This window comes from Herbaspirillum huttiense, from assembly GCF_004367745.1.
GTDB classification, from domain to species: domain Bacteria; phylum Pseudomonadota; class Gammaproteobacteria; order Burkholderiales; family Burkholderiaceae_D; genus Herbaspirillum; species Herbaspirillum huttiense.
On the sequence record NZ_CP037993.1, the window covers coordinates 4,846,847 to 4,870,156 of the forward strand.

19 protein-coding genes and 1 tRNA gene are annotated in these 23,310 nt (G+C 53.3%); 11 read left to right on the forward strand and 9 right to left on the reverse strand.

Going from position 1 to position 23,310, the window contains the following annotated elements; all coding sequences use genetic code 11:
• Window position 1: 1 nt before the first annotated feature.
• The 3 genes from E2K99_RS21695 to E2K99_RS21705 all read right to left on the reverse strand — a co-directional run bounded on the left by E2K99_RS21695 (window position 2) and on the right by E2K99_RS21705 (window position 3,756).
• Complete coding sequence (locus E2K99_RS21695) at window positions 2-418, reverse strand: hypothetical protein (RefSeq protein WP_134223524.1); 417 nt, start codon at window positions 416-418, stop codon at window positions 2-4.
• Between the two features lie 51 nt (window positions 419-469).
• Window positions 470-913: a hypothetical protein gene (locus tag E2K99_RS21700; protein WP_134223525.1), complete on the reverse strand. Its 444-nt coding sequence runs from the start codon at window positions 911-913 to the stop codon at window positions 470-472.
• 491 nt (window positions 914-1,404) lie between these two features.
• Complete coding sequence (locus E2K99_RS21705) at window positions 1,405-3,756, reverse strand: Tex family protein (RefSeq protein ID WP_034331269.1); 2,352 nt, start codon at window positions 3,754-3,756, stop codon at window positions 1,405-1,407.
• A gap of 242 nt (window positions 3,757-3,998) precedes the next feature.
• On the opposite strand from E2K99_RS21705, the gene pth reads away from it, so the two are divergent.
• Window positions 3,999-4,577 (forward strand): aminoacyl-tRNA hydrolase, encoded by a 579-nt coding sequence (pth, locus tag E2K99_RS21710; RefSeq protein ID WP_034331266.1) that lies wholly within the window; start codon window positions 3,999-4,001, stop codon window positions 4,575-4,577.
• A 74-nt stretch (window positions 4,578-4,651) separates the two neighbouring features.
• Here pth and E2K99_RS21715 read toward each other — a convergent pair whose 3' ends face one another.
• Together E2K99_RS21715 and E2K99_RS21720 are read right to left on the reverse strand one after the other, a co-directional pair.
• Window positions 4,652-5,419, reverse strand: a complete 768-nt coding sequence (locus tag E2K99_RS21715; RefSeq protein ID WP_134223526.1) for a DsbC family protein — start codon at window positions 5,417-5,419, stop codon at window positions 4,652-4,654.
• 181 nt (window positions 5,420-5,600) lie between these two features.
• Window positions 5,601-6,833 (reverse strand): UbiH/UbiF family hydroxylase, encoded by a 1,233-nt coding sequence (locus tag E2K99_RS21720; protein WP_134223527.1) that lies wholly within the window; start codon window positions 6,831-6,833, stop codon window positions 5,601-5,603.
• A gap of 85 nt (window positions 6,834-6,918) precedes the next feature.
• On the opposite strand from E2K99_RS21720, the gene E2K99_RS21725 reads away from it, so the two are divergent.
• From E2K99_RS21725 to E2K99_RS21735, 3 genes are all read left to right on the forward strand, one after another.
• A tRNA-Phe gene (locus tag E2K99_RS21725) sits at window positions 6,919-6,994 on the forward strand.
• A gap of 195 nt (window positions 6,995-7,189) precedes the next feature.
• Complete coding sequence (locus E2K99_RS21730; protein ID WP_134223528.1) at window positions 7,190-7,912, forward strand: hypothetical protein; 723 nt, start codon at window positions 7,190-7,192, stop codon at window positions 7,910-7,912.
• A 140-nt stretch (window positions 7,913-8,052) separates the two neighbouring features.
• A complete protein-coding gene (locus E2K99_RS21735) occupies window positions 8,053-8,610 on the forward strand; it encodes a hypothetical protein (protein WP_134223529.1) in 558 nt (185 codons plus the stop codon).
• 232 nt (window positions 8,611-8,842) lie between these two features.
• On the opposite strand, the gene E2K99_RS21740 is transcribed toward E2K99_RS21735, so the two are convergent.
• A complete protein-coding gene (locus E2K99_RS21740) occupies window positions 8,843-11,098 on the reverse strand; it encodes an RNA-binding domain-containing protein (RefSeq protein WP_134223530.1) in 2,256 nt (751 codons plus the stop codon).
• Between the two features lie 277 nt (window positions 11,099-11,375).
• The gene (locus E2K99_RS21745; RefSeq protein WP_134223531.1) at window positions 11,376-11,792 is read right to left on the reverse strand and encodes a hypothetical protein; all 417 of its coding nucleotides are present in this window, start codon (window positions 11,790-11,792) and stop codon (window positions 11,376-11,378) included.
• Between the two features lie 154 nt (window positions 11,793-11,946).
• Between E2K99_RS21745 and E2K99_RS21750 the strand changes: the two genes are divergently transcribed.
• The 6 genes from E2K99_RS21750 (at window position 11,947) to E2K99_RS21775 (ending at window position 18,965) form a co-directional block, all read left to right on the forward strand.
• Window positions 11,947-12,291, forward strand: a complete 345-nt coding sequence (locus E2K99_RS21750) for a hypothetical protein (RefSeq protein ID WP_134223532.1) — start codon at window positions 11,947-11,949, stop codon at window positions 12,289-12,291.
• 395 nt (window positions 12,292-12,686) lie between these two features.
• On the forward strand, window positions 12,687-13,271 hold the full coding sequence (locus tag E2K99_RS21755; protein ID WP_134223533.1) for a hypothetical protein: 585 nt from the start codon (window positions 12,687-12,689) through the stop codon (window positions 13,269-13,271).
• Window positions 13,268-14,431 carry a radical SAM family protein gene (locus tag E2K99_RS21760; RefSeq protein ID WP_134223534.1) on the forward strand — a complete coding sequence of 388 codons (1,164 nt, stop codon included), beginning with the start codon at window positions 13,268-13,270 and terminating at the stop codon, window positions 14,429-14,431. The genes E2K99_RS21755 and E2K99_RS21760 overlap by 4 nt, the downstream gene beginning before the upstream one ends.
• A gap of 30 nt (window positions 14,432-14,461) precedes the next feature.
• Window positions 14,462-15,172, forward strand: a complete 711-nt coding sequence (locus E2K99_RS21765) for a hypothetical protein (protein WP_134223535.1) — start codon at window positions 14,462-14,464, stop codon at window positions 15,170-15,172.
• An 824-nt stretch (window positions 15,173-15,996) separates the two neighbouring features.
• Window positions 15,997-17,181, forward strand: coding sequence for a site-specific integrase (locus tag E2K99_RS21770; RefSeq protein WP_134223536.1), 1,185 nt, complete (start codon window positions 15,997-15,999; stop codon window positions 17,179-17,181).
• Complete coding sequence (locus E2K99_RS21775; RefSeq protein WP_134223537.1) at window positions 17,178-18,965, forward strand: DUF927 domain-containing protein; 1,788 nt, start codon at window positions 17,178-17,180, stop codon at window positions 18,963-18,965. Before E2K99_RS21770 ends, E2K99_RS21775 begins: the two co-directional genes overlap by 4 nt.
• Before the next feature lie 606 nt (window positions 18,966-19,571).
• Here E2K99_RS21775 and istB read toward each other — a convergent pair.
• Window positions 19,572-20,351 (reverse strand): IS21-like element helper ATPase IstB, encoded by a 780-nt coding sequence (gene istB / locus E2K99_RS21780; RefSeq protein WP_134223538.1) that lies wholly within the window; start codon window positions 20,349-20,351, stop codon window positions 19,572-19,574.
• Window positions 20,335-21,867, reverse strand: a complete 1,533-nt coding sequence (istA, locus tag E2K99_RS21785; protein WP_134223539.1) for an IS21 family transposase — start codon at window positions 21,865-21,867, stop codon at window positions 20,335-20,337. Before istA ends, istB begins: the two co-directional genes overlap by 17 nt.
• A gap of 1,214 nt (window positions 21,868-23,081) precedes the next feature.
• On the opposite strand from istA, the gene E2K99_RS21790 reads away from it, so the two are divergent.
• Entirely contained in the window at window positions 23,082-23,267 is a 186-nt protein-coding gene (locus E2K99_RS21790; RefSeq protein WP_134223540.1) for a hypothetical protein, read from the forward strand.
• The last annotated feature ends 43 nt before the right edge of the window (window positions 23,268-23,310 follow it).

Consider the following 23,310-nt stretch of genomic DNA (forward strand, 5'->3'; position numbering starts at 1 on the left):
ATCAGCCCTTGGGACTTTCGGGGTTGCTGGCACCATCCTGCGGTGAGCTCTGGACGGGATCAGGCTTGATGCGGGACGCATGCATGATGAGAAACAGGCTCGCGACGAGGAGCCCGATAGCCAGCGCCATCAAGGCAAGATAGGACGTCGGCAGCAACGAGAGAGGCAAGAGCGTCAACATGAAGACCACGTTCCAAAGCATGTACAGACCCGCCACCGCGACGAGGGCAGCGATGAGCAGCGATCCGGACTTGCTGGGAAAGATGTATTGCCAGGTCAGCACCAGCGGCAACACCAGGGGCAAAAGCAGATAGTCGCCGTCGCCCCAAAGATGGAGCGCCACGTTGACGGCGATGCAGAGCACGCCCAGGATCAGGGCGAGCGGCAGTTGTGGTCGTTGGAGACGTACGTTGTTCATGGCAAGAGCAGTTCAAGGGAGATGATCAGAACGCGCGCAAGAGGCGCTTGCTTATTCAGGATCGCTCTTCACCTGGGCGGCGCACGCGATCAGCAGTACGGTGGCCACCATCGTGGTGAGGAAGATGGCGAGCAGGCGGCCCAAACCGGAATAATCGCCAGGGCTCAGCGGATAACCGGAAAAGTGCCAGATTGCGCCCGTGATCAAGAGGACAGGCAGCACCATGAAGAGGATGATGAGCCACCACCCGAGTCGGGTCGGCCATCGCAAGTGCACCAGCAGCAGGGCCGCAATGGCCACGAAGATCAGGGCATACCCTGCGATCACGGACGACGCAGCCAAGCCGAACGTCGCCATGAGCAGGACAAGCAAGCCAAGCAACTTCGGATATTTCAGGCGGCCAAGCTTCATGATGCCGTCGCAAAAAATCGGCGTGACGGAGAAGGCAATATGAGGCTCTGCAAGATCCGGACGGCCAGTCCATGGAAGGTCCATTCGCCAGGGAGCTCTTCGAACCCTCTCGACTGAGGCCTCAGGTCAGGCAGATGCGGTGACCACCGCCGGTCTCCTGCGTATGCATTCATCCTCGATTCCTTTCCATGATCGCGATGCCCGGTCCGGATAAGAGCGGCCAAGCTCGTGTGCCCCTGCGAGACAGTCCCGCAGAAGAAGGCAGCCATGGTAATGAACGAACAGACGAGCGCTAGCTAACGTGGCGCTTTACAAAGCAAAACTACAAATAGTTGGAGAACATGAGCGCCGCGCGCACTGCGGTGAGTGCGGTGAGTGCGGCGAGTGCGGTGAGTGCGGTGAGTGCGGTAAAAAAAATGGCTGCTCCCGTAAGGAGCAGCCATCATTGAAACATTTCAGTACGCTTCGGTACGCCTAATCAGACTTGATCAGGCTTGATCAGGCTTGATCAGGCTTGAGTACGAATGGACATCCGCCAACGCGAATGTCCAACCCGCACGCACGAAGCCAGCTCATTAGCCACGCAACTTCGCAAAGGCCGCGGCCATCGCATTATTGGCCGGTGCCTGCTCACGGCCACGCTGGTTCTGGTGTTGCGACAAACGGCGCGAATCGGTACGGTCACCGCGCTGTTCATTGCGCGCACCCGGGGCGGGCGCGGTGTCGTTCAGGCGCATGGTCAGGGCGATGCGCTTGCGCTTCTCATCCACTTCCAGCACCTTCACCTTGACCACCTGGCCGGCCTTGACCACGGTGTGCGGATCCTTCACGTAGCTGTTGGACAGCGCCGAGATGTGAACCAGGCCATCCTGGTGCACGCCGATGTCGACGAAGGCACCAAAGGCCGCCACGTTGGTGACCACGCCTTCCAGGATCATGTCCACGCGCAGGTCCTTGATCTCTTCCACGCCTTCCTTGAAGGTCGCCGTGGTGAACTCGGGACGAGGGTCACGGCCCGGCTTGTCGAGTTCCTTCAGGATGTCGGTGACGGTAGGCACGCCGAACTTCTCATCGGCATACTTGGCCGGCGACAGGCCCTTCAACAGTGAGGTCTGGCCCAGCACGCTCTTCACATCCTTCTTGATGTCGGCCAGGATCTTTTCCACCAAAGGATAGGATTCCGGGTGCACCGCCGAGGCATCCAGCGGGTTCTCGCCATTCATCACGCGCAGGAAGCCGGCGGCTTGCTCGAAGGTCTTGTCGCCCAGGCGCGGCACCTCGCGCAGCGCTGCGCGGGAATTGAACATACCCTTCATATCCCGGTAGGACACGATGCTCTGCGCCACGCTGGCGTTGAGCCCGGAGACGCGCGCCAGCAGCGGTGCGGAAGCGGTGTTCACATCGACCCCCACCGCGTTGACGCAGTCCTCGACCACGGCATCCAGCGAGCGCGCCAGTTGCGACTGGCTCACATCGTGCTGGTACTGGCCCACGCCGATGGACTTGGGATCGATCTTGACCAGCTCGGCCAGCGGGTCCTGCAGGCGGCGCGCAATCGAGACCGCGCCGCGCAGCGACACGTCCAGGTCAGGCAATTCCTTGGAGGCGAATTCGGAAGCCGAATACACCGACGCGCCCGCTTCGGAGACCACGATCTTGGTGAGCTTGAGTTCGGGACGCAGCTTGATGAGATCCTGGGCCAGCTTGTCAGTCTCACGCGAGGCGGTGCCGTTACCGATCGAGATCAGCGAGACATTGTGCTTCTCGGCCAGTTGCGAGAGGGTATGCAGCGAACCATTCCAGTCATTGCGCGGCTGGTGCGGATAGATGGTATCGGTGGCCACGACCTTGCCGGTGGCGTCCACGATGGCGACCTTCACGCCGGTACGCAGGCCCGGATCCAGGCCCATGGTGGCACGCGGGCCGGCCGGTGCTGCCAGCAGCAGGTCCTTCAGGTTGCGGGCGAAGACGTTGATGGCTTCGGCCTCGGCCTTCTCGCGCAGGTTGGTCATCAGCTCGGTTTCGAGGTGCATGAAGACTTTCACGCGCCAGGCCCAGCGCACCGTGTCGGAGAGCCATTTGTCGGCCGGACGGCCCTTGTTGGACACACCGAAACGTGAAGCAATGCGACCTTCGCAGGGATTGTGCGGGGCATCCCACTTCGGCTTCTCTTCTTCGGTATCCAGGCGCAGGATGACGTTCAACATCTCTTCGCGGCGGCCACGGAACAGTGCCAGGGCGCGGTGCGAGGGAATGGTGGAATAGGTTTCGGAGTAATCGAAATAGTCGGCGAATTTTTCACCGGCATCCTGCTTGCCCTCGATCACCTTGGATTCGACCACGCCGTGCTCGGTGAGGTATTCGCGCAGGCTCTGCAGCAGCTCGGCATCTTCCGAGAAACGCTCCATGAGGATCTGGCGCGCGCCATCCAGGGCGGCCTTGGTATCGGGCACGCCGGGGTTGTCGCCGTTGTCGGTGGTGAAGGCGGGCTTGATGAACTTGGCCGCTTCTTCTTCCGGATTCAGGGCCGGGTCATTCAGGAGCGCATCGGCCAGCTCGGTCAGGCCGGCTTCGGCGGCGATCTGGGCCTTGGTGCGGCGCTTGGGCTTGTAGGGCAGGTAGAGGTCTTCCAGGCGGGTCTTGTCTTCCGCGTGGGTGATGGCGTCCAGCAGCACGGGCGTCATCTTGCCCTGCTCTTCGATGGAGGCGATGATCGCGGCGCGGCGGCTTTCCAGCTCGCGCAGGTAACGCAGGCGTTCTTCCAGCAGACGCAGTTGGACATCGTCCAGGCCGCCGGTGACTTCCTTGCGGTAGCGGGCGATGAAGGGAACGGTGGCACCTTCGTCCAGCAAGGCGATGGCGGCAGCGACCTGAACCGGCTTGGCGGCGAGTTCGAGGGCGAGTCGTTGTTCGATAGAAGGCAGCATGGTGAAACCCAGTCAACAGTTGAGCAATTAAGCGGTTAAGCGTTTATGCAGTGAAGAAAAACAAGCGTTGGATGATACGCAATTCAGGCAGCCAAGCCAATCTTGACATTGTGCGATTGCACGCCAAAGTGCCTTGGCACGGGCCTCACCGGCCCCTGCCGGGCAACGCGCGGATTGGACGCGCAGCCGCAAAGCCGGGATAATCGGCGCTTTCGCATTGCGCGTTCTCGTCTCTCAGCACCATGTCCATCCGTCTCATCGTCGGTCTCGGCAACCCCGGCCCGGAATACGAACAAACCCGCCACAACGCCGGCTTCTGGCTGGTCGACAATCTCGCCGGTCCGGTGCGCCTGGCGCGCGAGCAGCGTTTCAACGCGCTGGCGGGCAAGACCAGCATCGCCGGTAATGAGGTCTGGCTGCTGGAACCGCAGACCTACATGAACCGGTCCGGCCAGTCGGTCGGTGCACTGGCGCGCTTCTACAAGATCAATCCGGATGAAGTGCTGGTGGTGCATGACGAACTGGACCTGCCGCCGGGCGCGGCCAAGATCAAGAAAGGCGGTTCCTCGGGCGGACACAACGGCTTGAAGGACATCACTGCGGCCCTGGGCACGCAAGACTACTGGCGCCTGCGCCTGGGCATCGGCCATCCGCGCACGCTGGGGCTGCAACAGCCGGTGGCCGACTTCGTGCTGCACCGGCCGCGCAAGGAAGAACAGGCGCTGATCAACGAGGCGCTGGACAAGAGCCTGAACGTCATCCCCCTGCTGGTGCAGGGCAAGTTCGAACAGGCCATGATGGAATTGCATACCGGGAAGTAATCCCCTGCAGGGGCAAAACCAAGGCAGATGAACGAAGGGCGCTCGACATGCGAGCGCCCTTTTTCTTTATCCGCTTACTTCAGCGAAGACAGTTTCTGTTCCAGTCCCTTGGCATCGACCGCGCCAGGAATGCGCGAGCCATCGGCAAAGAAGATGGTCGGCGTGCCGGTGACCTTGAGCTTCTTGCCCAGCGCCAGCACCTCTTCATGCGGGGCGTTGCAGGAGGCGGCAGCGGCCGGTGCTTCCTTGCCGCTCACCATCCACTCGTTCCAGGCCTTGCTCGGATTGGGTGCGCACCAGATGTTGCGCGACTTCACGATGGAATCCGGCGAGAGAATGTTGTACTGGAAGGTGTAGTAGGTGATGTTGTCCACTTCCTGCAGGGTCTTGTGCAGGCGCTTGCAGTAGATGCAGTTGGGATCCTCGAAGATGGCGATCACGCGCTTGCCATTGCCCTTGACGGTCTTGATGGCCTTGTCCAGCGGCAGGGCCGAGAACGGCGTCTGGTTCAGCGAATCGATCTTTTCCTTGGTGTAGTCGCGATAGGTCTGCGAATCGACCACGCGGCCGATGAAGAGATACTGGGCCTTGGCATCGGTGTAGATGACGTCGCCATCGATCTGGATTTCATAGAGGCCGGCATAGGGCGTCTTGGTGACGGCATCGACCTTGGCATCCTTGCCCAGGCGCGGCTCGATGAGCTTCTTGATGGCGGCCTCGGTGCTGTCGGCGGCCTCGGCTTGCGCATGGGCGCTCACGCCCGCGACGGTGGAAGCCAGCAGCACTGCCGCCATGCTCAGATGGCGCAAGGAGCTCGCACCTGCGGTCAAAAATTTTTTCATACTCGTCCTGATTCAAATCAAACGCGCGCCCAATCTTCGGAACGTCGGCCGCAAAGCCGCGCCGGGACCGGGTTCGCACATGTCTTTCAACAATGTAGGGGGAAGGTGTTGCGCTGGCGAAGACAGGCATCGTACCGCCGCGCTTCGCCAGAGGCCCTACCTTACCTGAAATCACCATCCCTTACTGCCCCAGCGCATGGGCAATAAGGCGGCGTTTCAGGATGGGCAGATGGTTGACCAGGCTCATGCCGAGGTTGCGCACCAGGCGCACCGGCTCGGCCTCGGTGGAGAAGAGGCGATGCAGGCCGTCTGTTGCGATCTGCATCAGCAGCACTTCTTCCTTGCGGGCGCGGGCATAGCGGCGCAGCACGCGCTCGTCGCCGCAGTCGTACTGCGGTTCACGCTTGAGCAGGATGTCGATCAACGCGGCCACATCGCCGAAGCCCAGGTTCATGCCGTGGCCGGCCATGGGGTGCACGACGTGGGCGGCGTCGCCGATCAGGGCCACGCGCGGGGCGATCATCGCGTGCGGCTTGATCAGGCGCAGCGGGAAGGCCTTGGCCACTTCGGGCTGCAGCGGCGTAAGCGCACCCAGCACTGGCGCGGCCCATTGGGCCAGGCGCTCGGCCAGGGCCGACAACGGCAGCTGCAGCAATTGATCGGCCAGCGCCTGGGGCGCGGACCAGACCAGCGAGACGCGGTTGCCCGGCAGCGGCAGCAAGGCGATCACGCCTTCGGTCGGGCTGAACCACTGGTAGGCCACGCCGCGATGGGGCAGCTCGCAGGAGAAATTGGTGACGATGGCGTTCTGGCCGTAGGCGCGGTAATCGAGGCCGATGTCGCACTGGCCGCGCACCCAGGAGTTGGCGCCGTCGGCACCGACCACCAGCGCGGCCGACAGCGACTGGCCGGATTCCAGCGTCAGGGTGGCGGTCTCGCCGGCCACTGCCAGCGCGGTGGCGCGGCCGTGCAGCACGCGCACGTTGGGCGCGAAGCGCAGGGCGGCGTCGAGCGCCTGGTCGAGGTTACGGTCCTCGACGATCCAGGCCAGGGCATCGGTGCGGGCGGCGTAGGCATCGAAGGAAAGCAGGCCGGGGCGGGCTTTCTCGGACAGGCCATCGCCATGCACGGTCATGTTGTCCACCGGCGCGATGCGGGCGGCATCCATGGCGTCCCAGACGCGCACCGACGACAGCAGGCGGTGCGCGGTATGGTTGAGGGCGTAGACGCGCACGTCCCAGCTGGCGGGATCGGGCGCGGTGGTCGCGGGCGGGGGAGCCAGCAGGGTCACCTTGAAGCCCGCCTGGGCCAGCCCCAGCGCCGCCGTCTTGCCGACCGCGCCGTCGCCGACGATGCAAATGTCAGTGCCAGCCGCAGCCGGCGAAGAAGTATGGGTGTGTGCTTGGGTAGTCATGCTGGCGATTATAAACGGGGTCGCGAAAACTATTTTTCAAAAAGGACTTGCATAATTTTTTAAAGTGGCTATACTTGTCCGTCTTGGCCTGGTAGCTCAGTTGGTAGAGCAGAGGATTGAAAATCCTTGTGTCGGTGGTTCGATTCCGCCCCGGGCCACCAAGAATATCCCAAGCAAAAACGCCAGCCCTCATCGGTTGGCGTTTTTCATTTTCAGGGCTGAAATTTCTCCCTCCTGTCTATTCCCGATTTCGAGAAGTAAACTCAAAGTAAGGTCCGCTTCATTCGAGCGTGAACCTGAACTCTTAAACAATGAGAGCTCAGGCGAATGGCATATACTTTTCGTCGGGAGGAAGTATGCAGTTCACAGACATTGACTCAAGTGTTCTTTGCGACATTACAATTCGTCGCCTGGCTAAAATTATCCAAGACGCTAGAAAATACCAAGTAAATAGATCTGGCGCTGAATTTGATCATGGCATCACCCTGTATTCATCAAAGTCTTCTGATTACGAAGGCACCCCATTTGAAGATCGTTTCACTTTAATTTTTTACTCGAGCCCCTCAGCATCCTCAAAGAAAAAAGAGTGGGAAATTTGCGTCGGATACTCTTCGAATGCCTCGAGTGAGGACTACGACTATATAGCCAAAGCAGCTCGTGATAACAATACTGCTTACAAAGCTAGAACAGCTGGCCCCGAGCATGAAGTCAAGTTCAAACTCGATAGCGTCTTTCTCTATGAGCTAGCTAAGTCCACGCCATTACGAGAAAAAGCATATTCCGACCTCCTATGGATAGAGCGTATTTTCAATATTCTAGACAAACGCACCGAGTCCCTAGAGAACTGGAGCAAGTCGAATATGGGAATGAATATTCAATGCTCTTCGAAATGGTGTCGACATAATGAGACTGTTTTCTCCCCGGCGCAGCTAGCCAATTGGTGCGCGAGTGGGATTAGCTTGCATCAGCTCGCAGCAAAACTTAAATGCAACAAATGCGGTCACAAAGGCGCTCGTACGGTCCCATCCGTGAACGCCTTCTCGGAGATTGGACGATCATTACACCATGGCCATCTTTGAGGTCACAGGCTGGCGCTTTCGATTTCTGCAATCAGAACTCGCCTGTTCAGGCTCATTCATTGGATGGAGCACTGCTTCGAAAGCAACTCCATAAGAAAATTTCTTTTCCTACCGCCCTCCCCTCCTGAAAGAAAATAAAAATGAAATTTCTGCATGGCGACAGCTTCTTCAAAATCGATAAACTCGCTGCACTGGCGGTGTTCTTCATTATCGGAGCAAGCAACTCACTGGGGAAACAACCGGCAAGACTGGAATTTAAAGGGCTCGAAATTCGTTCAGCAGTACTCCCTGCACAAGTGGAGCAGGCCCTGGGTGTCAAGTGCGGAGATGGCCTAAATGGCGCGATCATTTGCAACGGTCGAAGCAGCATCGCTGAGCGGAAGGGCGATATCAATGCCCTAATTAGCAAAGAGGGCCGATTGGAGAGGATACGGATAACGGTGCATTCAAACGACTATAGCCATGTAATGTCCAGCCTTACAAAGAAATTCAGCACTCCAGATAAAACCAGCCAAGACGGCGCTCAAAACGGCTTTGGGGCACTGCTCGAAGACGAAAAGAAGATATGGCTAGGGAAAAATGGCACACAACTTTCGATTCACAAATACGCCGGGAATACTGAAACCTGCGTCATTTACTTTTCAACGGAAGAAGATCGCGCTCGTCTCCGTCGGCCAGCAACGTTAAGTGATCTGTAAATCACAAGCTGCCCCTCCCTGGCATCTTGAAGGCCAATAATTTAAACACATCGAATTAGCCATGATTCATTTCTTCAAAGGATCATCAACACATCTGCGCCTAAAATCGACTTAGGTTCAGAGCATCGCGTCAAGCAATTCCCACCAAGCAGTTTTCAGCGCAAATCAACAATGCGTCTTCGGTCAGTGCGACCAAATAAACATCCGCGATAATAATGGCTGACTGGAACAGTTACCCGCCCGACACAAGACGTGCCCTAAGAGTTAAAGCCTGATTAATCAAAATAGAGAACCTCTTATCTTGAATTTCGCCAGAACTGGCGCTCTTGGCACTCCGTAAATCAGACAAAGCAGCATCTATCTCTCGGATTGCAGCATCATTTGAAAATCTAGATGTCGCGCGTTGAGCAAGCGCGACCCGAACTTGTGCACGGCGCTCGTACCATCCGGGTACATCTAGCTCCTGATTTAGCGCCTCTGCAGCAACGAATAAAGCGTCATCGAACGAACCTCGTTCAAGCTCTGTTTCAAACCAAAGCTCAAATAATAATGGCTTTCGTTGCCCTAATTTGAATGCCTCTTGAAAAGCTTTCTTTGCCTCATCGTAATCTGGACTATTTAATTTCAGGTTCACGCGCCCAGCGGCCAGCAGAAGATCTGGATGAGGCCTTGTTAACTTCTTTGAAGCAGCGGTTACCACTTCTAAAGCATCCTTTCCTCGACCCTCTTTCAACAATGCTAGAGCACTACTTATTGCTAAACCAACGATATTTGAGCGCTTGAACAAACCCAACCCTCGAGCATCTGACTTCAAAGTTCTTGTTGCGCCCAGCAAGGCCTTATGATCAATGGCCAAAGTAGAAGTAATCGACACGACCAAGAGTGCAGTATTCGGCTCAACAGTATAACGAGCCTCCTTGGCAATGGATGGGGCATTGATCAAAAACAGTCCAGATAGTTCTTGAAGGGCATCTCCCAGCGTTTGATCCGAATAATCAACGATTTGCGATAACTCAACGTAAGTGCAATTCCGAAGAGTACTAATAACAAATAGTACACGCTTAGCCTCTCTACTAAGCTGCATAACTTCTCGAGAGAGCGCTGCTTTGCGAACCTCAAGCCCACGCTCCCCCTTCCATTGAGTAATCGCTTTCTCAACAGGCATACCCATACGTTCCAGACGAATCAGAGAGTCAGTATAAAGAGGAGAGCCACCCGTTTCTCGAAGCAGGTGCTCTACTCGCCCGTAGGACAAAGGTGGCAACTTGTAACGTTCCCGCAACACGGCAACGTAGTCCGCATACTCTGGATTTTTCAGGCCGTTTAACTTTAATACGTTATCAGGCGAGTAAGAAAAATTGACGCGCGTAGTCAACAAGAATTTGGTTCCCATCGGTGCTCGCATACCGAACTCAAGGGCTCGCAATTGATCATCGTTTGTTAACGAGTCAATGTCGTCAACTACGATAAAGCTCGAAATCAGCGCACAACTCTCGAGAGCTACTTGCATCGCTCCTTTCGCGTCCAAATCAAGGAAATCGCTATCTTCACAACCCAATGCCTTTCCAATTGCACTGAATAACGAAATGGCGTCATCAAAATCAACATAAGAAGCTTCACGATACTCATCTCTTGCAGCGACGAATTGCTTCTTCTTCGCAGTAAGCCAGACAATCTTTACGAACGGTTTTGTTCTACGTGCCGATAGCTCCTCAGAAAACCGATACGCCAAACTCGTCTTTCCCAATCCCCCTTCGCCTGCGATCAGTCGCACGCGAGAAAAATCATCACTGAGCCAAGCCCATAAATCTCCGATATCATCTTTTCGACCTACAAACCTGGGGCATATCAGAGATCTATCGGGAAGTGTGTTCTCAATCGGATCCTTATTATCCGTAATTGGAATCAGCATTCCAACCGAAGGTGGTCTCCGCTCAGAAAAGAGGAAATCGTAATCCTCCGTCTTCTGCGCGACCGCATTACTCTCTATTCTACGAAAGACGACTTCGCCTTTTTTGAATAATGGCTTTCCAGGCTTATCATCGGGCCCGTTCTTACCAAATCTAACTGGACGCTCCCCAAGATCGCGCTTCGCAATCCATACCACCTCCAGCGAAAAACCGTTTACGACTAACGTCGAAACTTGGAGCCTTATATCAGCATCTGTATATGCGCGGACGTTATCCCTTAACTTATTGACTTGAATCCTCTGATCGCCCACTCCGACAATTTCAAACGCCCGATCTTTGTCAGCTTCAGTGATGCCAAAAACGACAAATCCCCCATAAGAATTATGCAATGCGATGAGATCTCGAACTAGCTTCGAATACTCTTTATCATCGATTGGGAGCTGCCTTTTAAAATCAAGGACTTCACACTCGTTAATACACGATGGCTCTCTTGGAAGATCAGAAAATATATCTGGAGCCAAGCTCCCATCAACAACTGCCATATGTAATTGCGAAACCAAATCAACAATTCCAGTCATATTTTCTCTTTTATTTATCAGTATTTCTATTTATAGACTAAGCACCAACATAACCTCAGAAGGTCGATGGCTCTACCTAGGGCGACGTTGACTCAGTTCACCGAAAACGAGCCCCCCCGTTGAAGATGAATTTCTTAGGCAAGAAAAGTATTACGTAACATTCATTCAATTAAATTTTGTGCTTACCAAAGATGAGAAAATTTGAATCGTTGTTGAACTGCGAAAACAATTCCAATTAACTATAAATTCATGCATATATTATTATCCAGCTGCCAGTCTACTGCTGTTGATGATTAATAAGACTTTGAATCAGATTTTCAGCGAGCTTCAAATTACTAGCTGAAAGTTGATTCAACATCTCAAAAATTACCGCCAGCTCCGGACGACTTTGATTCAGCATAGCTTCTAGACTAACGTTTTCCCGTTTTTCAGCTCTCACGCCGGTACCAAAGCGTAGCCATTGAGGCGAGACCTCAAACCATTCCGCAAGGGCCAGCAACTTTTCTTGAGTCGGCATTGCCTCTGCCCCCAACCATTTCCGCACAGTCTGCGGCACTACCTTCTTGCCCGGATAGCGCTTATTGAACTCGCTTGCGATGTTCGTCGGGCTCGTCAAAGGCAATCCCTGGCGCTTGAATTCCCGCTTCAAGCGCTCACTGAATTGCACTCTCAATTTCTCGTTAGTAGCGTCCATCTTCTGACGCTACTAATTCTCACAGTAACTTTATAGAACTAGTTGGTTACCTTAAGTAACCATAAGTTACTATAATTTCGTTGCTAGTGCCTCCCGGTGTACCGGATTGGCGCCTGGCATTCAACGCTGACCAAAAAAGGAAACTGCAAAGAAGATGAAAAAAGTCATTTTTGCCGCAATTCTTGCGGCCACATCCCTTTCGTCCCACGCTTACCAAGTGGACGAAAAAGACTACAACATGCTTGCGTACAAGGAAGATGCCGATGGGACCGTGACCATCATGCGTAACCAACGCGGTTCACGTTGCCCCACAGAATTGTTTGCGATGTATCAGATCCAGACCACTGGGGAGATCGTCCACGGCTGCTTCATCGCCCAGAAGGACGGGAATTTCCTGATCTTCTATGGCCCGAACTACAGCCGCCAGATGCTGATGAAGATGAAGGACTTCCGCGCTGGTCCTGCGTATCGAGGCAAGTACAAAGAATTGAAGGATTGACCTTAAGCCTGGTCTCGATCAAGTAACCCCAAGAGCCCTCACGTTCCCTCGCGGACTTGAGGGCTTTTTCATTCCTCCAATGGAAATCCAATATGAAGAATACAGCCCGAAAACCATCCAGCCAGCAGTGGCACGCCACCAAGCGAATCAACAGCCCTATCGGATCTGTCTCCCTCGATATCAAAGGAACGCCTGCCAACATGAAGGATTCCATCCTCCCCAGGAGTTTCGATGTGGCTTTTCTCTTGCGATATCGCCGCTGACCCACCTTGCAAATCCGTGTGCAAAGTGTGCAGGGATTGACCTGCTTGACTCCTCCTCACCCACAGCCTCTCCTCTGAAAACCGTGTGCGGTGTGTGCGGATTGAAATGCATTCCCATGTAAAGGACACTAAATGAGCAAAGCCTCAGAACAAAGAAACACCATCACATTGCCAGAAAAGAAGGCAGCCGCAAGCCAATCCAAGCCCCAAGTCACAACACGTCGCCTCGACCTTCTGCTCTTGAAAGAGGAAACAGCCCCGAAGCTCGGGAAATTCGATGGTGAAGTACTGCGATACCAGATCACGAAGGATGCCGAGAGCAACGAGATAAGCCTGCGAATCATCAGCAACAGCAGCGGCGGCTATTTCAGCCGTGAATTCGTTCCTGTCAGCCGCATTGAGACGACGCTCGCCAAACTCGCCAAAGCTGAAGCTTTCCCATCCAAAGCACTCGCCGATGTGTTTGCGGGAAGGAGCAGCAACAATGCCGGATTCATTGCCGCAATCTTGCGCCATGAAGATCTTCTCGGGCCGGCCAATGAGACGGATGGCAAGCACAAAGTCTGCGGAGATGTTGCTACGTGGAAGAAAGTCTTGGCCAGCGTTCCAGGCAATCCGCTTGAAATCGATGTCAGTGAAGCTGGAATCCCAGTGGCACCGCCCAAGAAAAAGGACTCCACGAAGCCACCGAAATGGCCGAAAGGAACCGCAACATGACCCTTGCATCTCCAAACTTCACCATTGTCGTGAATTGGCGGAAGAAGGGATTTGGATGCAGCAAGGTGTGCTCGTACTGTACTTGGAGAGAAAGCTCACTGCTTCCCCATGGGCCGCAGAACCCCAAGGAAATCGATAAATTCCTCAGACAATGCAAGAAGTCCTTTGTCACCATCAGCGGCGGAGCTGACCCGATGTATCGCTTTGATGAGTATCAAAGCGACCTGATGAACATGATCAGGCAGATCAAGAGCCACGGATTCCGCGTTCGGATCATCACCAGAGAGCTTTCTAACATCCACAGACTCAAAGGTCATGTGGACTTCATCTCAGTTTCTCTTGATAACGACGTTCTCCCGCACCTTCCCCAGCACTCCTCCAACTGGGACGGCATCGACATCGAATTCTCGCTTGTGCTGCCTCCCCTTCCCTCCGACCTTCTCCTCACGCTAAAGCCACAATATCTGGCGCTTCGGCAGCGCCTGGGCAAGCGATTGGTGCTCAGAGAGAATCTGAACAGCATCTTCCCGCTTGATATGGAGCAGATGCGATTCGGCCATGCCGGCATTGTGTATGTTCCGAAACGGCTATGTCTGGCAGGTCGATATCTTTCCACGGTCGACTGCACTGGTCACCAGATCGTGCAAGACAACGAAGGGCTGGCACAGGCGTTGATGTCAGATGCCCGCATTCATCTCTTTGGAGGCTTCGCTCGCCATCTTCTCTCTCCGCAGCAGCATCTTGAATACCAAGACATCGACCTGATCGCACTATCGCCGCTGGTCAAGGAAGATCTGTCCAGATGCTTTGGTTTCACCTTCACCGAACTCACCAGCCCGGCTGGCCACATTCGATATTTCAGCGGCAAGCCTGAACGCGCTGGAAAGGCACTTCATTTGATTGAAATGCCCGACGAGAACCAGGCCAAGCACTTTGTCAGCAACGCGCAGTACGACATAGATCGCTTCGCTTTCTCGAACGGTCAGTTCTTGTTTGACCCCGAGGTTGGCGAATCAGCCATCCGAAATGCAGTTTCACAAAAGGTCGCTCAACGGCCATCAGGCAACAGAGACCATTCCCTTTTCTCTCCGCATCGCCCTGCAATTGAGCAGCAGCACCGCATCAAGCTGCTTCGAAAGGGCTTCACCGTCCTCGACTAACCCGCAATACCAACTCCCCGAAGGAAGATAATGAACGCGACTATCCATGTCACGAAGGAAGCTTATGCCACGTCGATTTTGCTCAAGAACCTGGACTATCACGACCGTCTAGCTCTTTCAGACGACGAAGCTATCACCCAGCGAGAAGGCTACTACCTCAAGAACAGCAAGGCGTTGCAACTGGCAGTAGTTCCCGAGAATGCGCATGTTGCCTTGCTGCTCGAGCCGAATGATCCAACGCGATTCGATGCGCATGTCTGCTTGCCAATGCATCTGCGCGGCTGCATCTTTGCAAATGCGCCTGTGCTACCTGACCGATATGCAGAAATCATCCGATACTGGTCTGGCAGCACGGTCAACAGCAAGGAAGGTGGAGCTGTGTATTTCCAAAATCCGTTGAATGAGTACATGGTCGATCTCGTCTCAGCAGATGACGATTCTGGACAGCAAGTGCCGCTTGACGATCTCTTGTCCGAAGGTTTGGTCGTCTTCCTGCGCAATCTGGGAGCATTGGCGGCAGAGATGAATGCCTCAGACTTCATCCAGATCAGATTACCAATCGATGAGGCTGTGTTGGTCAACCAAGATGATGCATTTCATCAAAAGCCGTATCAAGCATTACCGGAGCGAGTCGAGCAGATTTTCTTGTCTGTCTCCGAGATTTTGGCTTCGCCTGACCCGGATAACATCTTTATCGATCTGCTCCGTCATGAGTTGTTGGATTATGGATATTTCTATTGATGGATGCTTCGATGCATGCCACAAATGAAAAATATTTTTATTTTTTATGCATGCCGTCCATGGCTAAATCACTAACCATAACGAAGTGGCGACGGGTATTGCGTCAAGGAAGTCCGCCGAAAGACACCATTTTTAGACCTCGGCAAGCCTTGTCCGGGACATCATCCAGCGACAAGAACGGGGGATTGACAGTTAAATTTTGGGTCGGCAGAATGCGATCTCTTCCATCGATGTGGAAGTCAGAAGTCACCTTGTCCTCAGCCTGCATTTTCCTTGCAACACCGGGAATAGACCTAAGACATCCGTTCCGCTCTGACTCAAAAGCAGAGGGCTTGCAATGCCTCTAAGAAACAAAGCCACATCAAGAAGACCACCGCGTTTGCAGTGAGGTGAGCAAAGGATCTCACAACCACCGATCGTTCTTTTGATCAGTGCTTAGCCTTTGGTCGCTGATGTCGATTGCAGTAGTTAGTCAACATTTCACGCGTTGGACAACTTGTTCATAAGGGGGGAAGTTTCCCAGACTTCCCTGACGGGCTCTAGACGCCAAGCCCAAAAGCCTCAGCGCAGGCGGCCATAAAAAAATCGTAATCGAATAACTTGATTTTTTAAGGCCACGCATCATGACACACCACCCCGCCTGACCACGCCCCGGCCTCCCGGGAGCACCCTGCTCGTCTGCACCGCTCGTCTGCCTTGTAACGCATCTGCGTCGGCACCCGCTCGCCCGCTGCATCCGTGCATGCATCTCCCGTGAACACCAGAGACGTGGTCAGGCCCCCTCGAAAACCAAAAATCAATCAACTGCTTTTCTGAGGATCAACATGACACTCAAACCAAACAAACGCCGTAACGAAGCCAAGTTCCCCTTCACGATGAAGCGCATTGCTGCGCTAGTCGCCCCTACGCTACGTACCGTTGACGAATACAGCGATACCGTCGCCACTGGCCTGCACCTTTGCGTGTATCGCAGTGGACGGAAGGTCTTCCACATGCGGTACTCGAGCGACAAGAGAAAAGGCAGCAAGAAGATCGGCGAATTTCCGGGAACCGACCTGGACATGGCCCGCAAGGCGGCCCACGAGATTCGTTCCCTTATCGATCAAGGTATCGATCCTAAGGCACAAACTGCGGTCGCCCCTGCAGAAGTGTTGTTTGGGGATTTTTTCCTAGAGATCTATCTTCCTTATGCCAAGGAGCACAAGCGATCGTACAGTTCCGACGAGTCGAAGTACCGCGTACACCTGAAGGATAGGTTCGGTGATATCCCCTTAAGTAAACTGACACAAGCTGAGATCCAGAGCTTTCTGATTGATTTCTCAAAGACCCATCGACCTGCGACTCGCAATCGCATGGCTATGCTTTTGCGAAGTGTCTGCAATCACGCTGTAGATCATGGGATCCTTGAGACTAATCCCTGCAAGAAAATCAAGCAGCTTCCAGAGAATAACGTTCGCAAAGATTACTTCCAGAAGAATCAGATCGCACCTTTCTTAAAGGCGCTGAGAAATGATGCCAACACCGTCATGGCCTCAGCCATCGAACTCATCTATTTCACTGGAATGCGACGCAATGAAGCGCTGCAAGCCGAGTGGAAGCACTTCGATCCAACGTTAAAGCAACTGCATCTGCCGAAGACCAAGAATGGTAAGGAGCGGGATGTTCCCCTTTCTGCACCTGCAATAGCCGTAATCGAACGCATGAAGTCTCGCCGTTCAGGCCCATTCATCTTCCCCGGAGAGGACCCATCGAAACCTGTTAACAATCCGACGAAGTGCCTTAAGCGGGTACTCAAGGAGGCCGGCATCAATGACAAGTTCTGCATTCACTCCCTGCGCCACAATTATGCGAGCCAAGCTTTGATGAATGGCTTCCGGATATACGACGTCCAGGAACTCATAGGGCATTCCAGCAGCGCCAGCACGCAGCGGTACGCGCACTTATCACAACAGCATCTGCACGACCGCACCAATGCAATCGCCGAATTCATGGAAGGAGAATCAAAATGAGCATCGACTTTTCTACACTGCATCCCATGGGCAATGTCGTTATCGACAAAGGTCAAATTTCTAAGCAGTCCCCCGATAGCGAAGCACTCACTGTTGTGACTCTAGGCTACTTTGGAGTCGCTGCGAAGCTCATCCACCTCAACAATCGCAATGTTGAATATCTTGCTAAGATTCTCTGTCCTGGTGATGTCGAAGATAGGGACGTTATTATTTCCGGGCAAGATATCCACAACAAGACCAAGATCATGTCCAGCCTGTGCGCTCAAGGACTGATCATCCAAAACGACAAACTGTTTTACGTCGCCTTTAAGGAATCCCTCGCTCTTTGTTCTGAGAACGGTAAATCGATAACGCTAGTTAATCGCACAGGATGGTTTGCTGACCGCCGCGCATACTCAACGGGCAGTAAGATCCTTTGCAAGGACGTTGCCATTTCTAATAACTTTATCCTCGCCCAGGAGATGAACCAGAACATGCGCACCGCCGGAACGCTTGATCAGTGGCGAGAACATATTTTAACCCCTTGCATCAACAATCCTTTCTTACTGACAGCGGGTATGATCGCGCTTTCAAGCCTGACCCTTGATATCAGCGGCGTCGGTTCGAAGTGGGTCAATTGGTTCGGAAAACACGGAAAAGGCAAGACCACGATGCTTCAGGTAGCGGCATCTTACTTTGGCAACGGAGTAGACCCAAGTCATGCCTCGCCGGGAATGGAAGACGCTCAATACATCAGCAAAATGAACGCAAGCCAAGCGGGTATCGAAGCAACGCTGGGAGGACATTTCCAGCGGCCCTTTATTGCCGATGAGTTGGGCGAGGGAACAAGACTCAACTTAGCTGAACTCGTTTACCTTCTTTCAGGAAATAAAGGAACGATTACAGCAACGTCTAGCCGTCGCGTAGCAAAGAACCACGAGTGGCAAACCATTGCCTGCTCAGCGGGCGAAATCTCAATCGCGGATAGAATCGCGGAGAAGGGCGAAATCAAGGGTGGCCAGCTTGATCGTGCCATCGATATTCCTGCTACCGGTTCTATTTTTTTTGATATCGGTGACGCATCGTCGGAGTCCGCCTTCGCAGGCATCCTTAAAAATGCGTGCGCGACTTACTATGGGACTGCCGCTGAGTTCTTCATCAACTGGATGATCGAACACCCAGACGCCTTCCTACGCGTTCAGCAGAAGCATTTTCAAGATATCGAGAGTCGCTTGACACCTGCCGACTGTGAAGACGGTGCTAAACGGGTAGTTCGATTCTTCGCCAATGCAGTAGTCACAGCGTTTGTTGCGATCGAATCCGGCCTGCTGCCAAGTACGCAGGAGCATGTCATGAATGCGTTTGAGGAAATCGTCAAGCGTTGGTGGTCTTATCGCAAGACCACTTCGCCGGCCGAGCGCCTCGCAACGATGCTCTTCGAAAACGTCGACAAGGTCATCGAAATCTCGCCTCCACTTGACTATCAAAAGGACAGCATCTACTTTGATGAAAGATACGATAGGTATTGCTTAGATCCGATGCTCTTCGAGACCCTGATCCCTGGCTGCACTAAGGCCTGGATCAAATCACTTGTGGAGAAGAACTTGCTCGTTACCGATGAGAACAATCAAGGACGATTTACGAAACGCTATTTCTATTCCCGAAATCAGGCGAGACGCTTCATCGCCATCAATGCCCAAGGCATCAGCCAAGAACTGGAGCAGCTTGTCGATGAAGACCTTGGGGAGGAAGTACCTGCCCGCGACAAGTCATCACCACGAGTAATTGTTGAAGAAGATGATTAAGTAAAGTCAGAGGGGCATGGCGACGGTCATGCCCTTTTTATTTGCTTCGATTGAAGTAATACATTGAGCATCGAGAGATTCCACTGTAAATAAGGAGGAAGCCGACGACATGTGACTCATGACATTTTGATGTGCAGACTGTGCAGCCTTTAGTTAGTTGAATGCACGACGTTCGTGCGCTGACAACAGGTATGTCTTTCAGGAAAATGGCCGAGGATGAAAACAGCAGCATGATGGCGCAAACGTCACTCGTTTTTGCTCGCCGAGCTCGGAGAAAACATCATTTCCCCCACCTCCGTGGACGATTTTCCTTTTTTTGAAATTTGAGAATATGATCGGGAAATATAAAAATGCCACGGGAATGGACCTTCGATATGGGGATTATTAGGCTATCGCTTAAAAGCCCTCACGGTCAGTAGGCGGTAATGTTTCCTCTCAATATCCGCCCATCTAAGCTGCGAGGATGTTGATTTTCACGGCTTTGACCGGGGCAACCATCTGGCATCTCAGCGTAGCCTTAGAGACATACGACCTTTCATACTCTGTGATATTGCATGAGATTCTGACCCGGTCTTTGCACTTAATATTGACCCGTCTCAACTGCAGCTAGTTTGAAGATCCTTTGCCAGTGTTCCTCCCTTTCTCTCGCGTGGAACTGTTTTTGAAACGATAGCTGTCGTTCCCCGTTTCCACAATGTGGCAGTGGTGCGTAAGCCGATCGAGAAGAGCTGTCGTCATCTTCGGGTCTCCAAAGACAGCGCCCCATTCGCCGAAGCCGAGGTTCGTCGTAATAATCAAGCTTGTTCGCTCATACAGCTTGCTGATGAGATGGAAAAGCAGAGCCCCTCCGCTCTGACTAAATGGAAGGTATCCAAGCTCATCAAGAATAACCAGATCGGTGTGCGTCAGCCTGACCGCCAAATGGCCAGCCTTCCCTTGAAGTTTCTCCTGCTCCAGCTGGTTGACAAGCTCGATTGTGGAAAAGTATCGGACGCGGGCATCGTGATGTTCGATTGCCTGAATTCCAACTGCACTGGCCAGATGGGTTTTCCCAGTTCCAGGGCCACCAACAAAGACGATGTTTTGGCCGGTTTCAAGGAAGGAGCAAGTATGCAAACTTCTGACCAATGCCTCGTTCACATCGCTGACACTGAAGTCAAAGCCATTAAGATCACGGTAAGCTGGAAATTTCGCCACCTTCATCTGATAGGCAAGAGACCGCACCTCGCGTTCAGAAAATTCCGCTTTCACCAAATCTGAAAGAAACGGAAGCGCGGCCTGAAATGCCGGCGAGTTCTGTTCCGACAAGTCGGTCACTGCCTGGGCCATACCCCGTAATTTGAGCCCTCGAAACATCTCTTGAATGGATTCAAGCTGCGTCGGCATGCCCGTCCTCCTTCACTCGCAATGCATCATATCGTTCGATATCAGCAGTCGGCTCGACAAGCAATTTGAGGGCCTGTGGGGCCGTGACTTTGGCGACTGGCCCACCGTCGAGAAGCCGACTCAATATATTGAGGACGACCTGCTTTGAGGGAGCACCACTTTCTAAGGCAGCTGCGACGGCGGCCAACACAATTTTTTCGTCATGGAACATGACAAGGGCGAGGATTTCGACCATCTCTCGATCGCCGCCTTGCCGCTTGAGCAATATTGACTGCATTTCTTTAAATGCCAACGGCAGCTCTGTAAAAGGAGCTCCATTTCGCAGAGCCCCGGGCTTTCGTTGCAAGACTGCAAGATAATGGCGCCAATCGTATATTGTTTTTCCCGGCCCATGGTCACGATTTATGAGCCTGACGTGTTCAGCAATCGGACGTCCCTCTGCAATAACAACCAGCCGATCCGCATAGATTCGAAGGCTGACAGGACGGTTGGCAAACGATGACGGCACACTGTACCTATTGCGATCGAGGGTCACCAGGCATGTTGGCGATACCCGTTTCGACTGCTCGACAAAGCCGTCAAACTGCTTTCCCATTGGCAGGAGATGAGGTCGCTCAGCCTCCCAAATAGTCCACACGCTCGCATCAAGCTCGGGGTGCGGAGCATCTCTCCAAAGACGCTGACACTCCTCTTCCAGCCATTTGTTGAGAGCCTCCAGACTAGGAAAGGCTGGGACCGTTTGCCATATCCGGCCTCGGCTGTCTCGCACATTCTTTTCGACCTGGCCCTTCTCCCAACCGGACGCGGGATTGCAGAACTCAACATCGAACAGATAATGGCTTGTCATTGCAGTGAACCGAGCATTCACTTCGCGCAGCTTGCCCGATTTCACTTTATCAACCGCCGTCTTCATGTTGTCGTAGATACCACGTCGCGGAATGCCGCCAAAGGCCTCGAATGCATGAGCATGGGCATCGAAGAGCATCTCGTGAGTCTGCAGCAGATACGCTCTCAGATAAAAGGCACGGCTATGGCTGAGCTTGAAATGGGCGACCTGTAGCTTGGTCTTTTCGCCCGCAATGACGCACCAGTCCTCGCTCCAGTCGAACTGAAATGCTTCACCAGGAGCGAACGTAAGCGGGATATATGTTGATTTGCTCGCCGATTTGACCCTCTCTAACTGACCCGCCTTCCAGTGCCTGCTAAAGGCCGCCACACGGTCATACGACCCCTCATAACCAAGCTCCCTTAACTCCAGGAACATCTGTTTCAGGGTCCGTCTTTGCTTACGGGATTTGACCAACTCTGAGCTCAGCCACGCGGAAAGCCTGGGGGCATATGCATCCAAAGAGCTCGGTGAATGCCTGCTGGCATAGGAAGGTTCGATCGCCTCTGATCGAATGTAGCGACGAACCGTGTTTCGGGAAATGTCCAACCTGCGGGCGATTTCCCGGATCGAGACGCGATCTCTGATGTACCAGCGTCGAATGATTCCAAGTAGGGCCACGTCTATCACTCCGTTCTCCCGCTCGATGTCATGAGCAGGATTGTGGTCTAAACATGGGTCAACTTAGGATGCAAATTTCCGGGGAAACTGGGTCAGTTTTCAATGCAAATCAACATGGGTCAATTTGCATGCATCGGATCCCATGATAAGGCGGCATGCCACACTCAGCAGCTATTTCCAGCTGATGCATGGGTCAGTAACAATTGGACAGCGTTTCAACTCACTTCCCAGAAAATGGACCCTCCATCCCCCCTTCTGACCAGACCCACCCGAAACTCAGGTATTGGCACAACCACGTCATTCAACGTGTGCAGAATGTGCGGTGATCAACTTTGATGAAGCCAGAAATTTTTTGTTCTGGCGGGAGGACTTTCAGGATGCATGGGCTTTTGCTGGCAACGTGGCCAATCTTTCTGTATTCCCAAATAACATCGAACGGCGGACGTCCTTCACGCAGTCGCTGGAACTTCTGGTCTATTGCTGGTTTCTCCGCAAAAAATCTCGCCACCGAAAGTGTCTGAACAAGTGAGTGATCTTAAAAATACTGGCTAATTTTCAGAGGAAAACGGTGCTACATATTTCACAAGGCATTTCCGTCGGAAATTCGGAAGCCGCCATTCTCTGGCCGAAATACGCTCTATCGAAAGGGTGCCCATCTTCGCGTTGCCACGATCAACGTCTTGAAAATCCTTGTGTCGGTGGTTCGATTCCGCCCCGGGCCACCAAGTTATAAGAAAACGCCAACCTTCGGGTTGGCGTTTTTCGTTTCCGCGCCCACATTCTTTGGCTCACTCGGCCAACCCCATTTTCCAGCCCACACAAGAATTACTGTGCGCAAAAGTCTCAGCAGACGGGAATAAAAGTCGGGGATTCTACTCGCATCTGCATCGGACGATAATGGTCCTTGGTCCAATTCCGCCGCCAAGGGGAAGATAGTGAGCAGTCCATTCATTTTCGCTCGACACGGAAACCGTCACGGCCCCCCCTAATCTGTGGCGATTTATCTTTTGTTATTCAAGCCAAGTCGTCGCCAAGCCTCCCGAATACTCGCCACTTTGAAATTACTCGCATTCCTGGGAACAAACAGTACGCCAGAGACGTCTGATTTTTGTTGGAGCAGCTACGGCGGTTTCCAACATCTTCGATGCCATGTGAACCCATTAAAAAGATTTTATGCGTTCCTTGGGATGAGTCTTGGCTTGCTTATTTAGATTGGAACTCTCATGAAAATCAACGTGAAAAAGTCCCGCTCGAAATTAATAGGACTAGCTTTTATTCTGGCTGCGGGTCTTGCCTTTAGCAACACAGCAAGCGCCTTTACATTTAAACATGGTTGGAGTTGCCAGAATAAATGGTATCAGATGGGACTTATTGAGTTTATTGCTTGCGGCGGAGGCGGCGACGGCTAAATTGGTCCGGCTTGCGATAACGTAAAAAACTGATGAGTGATTT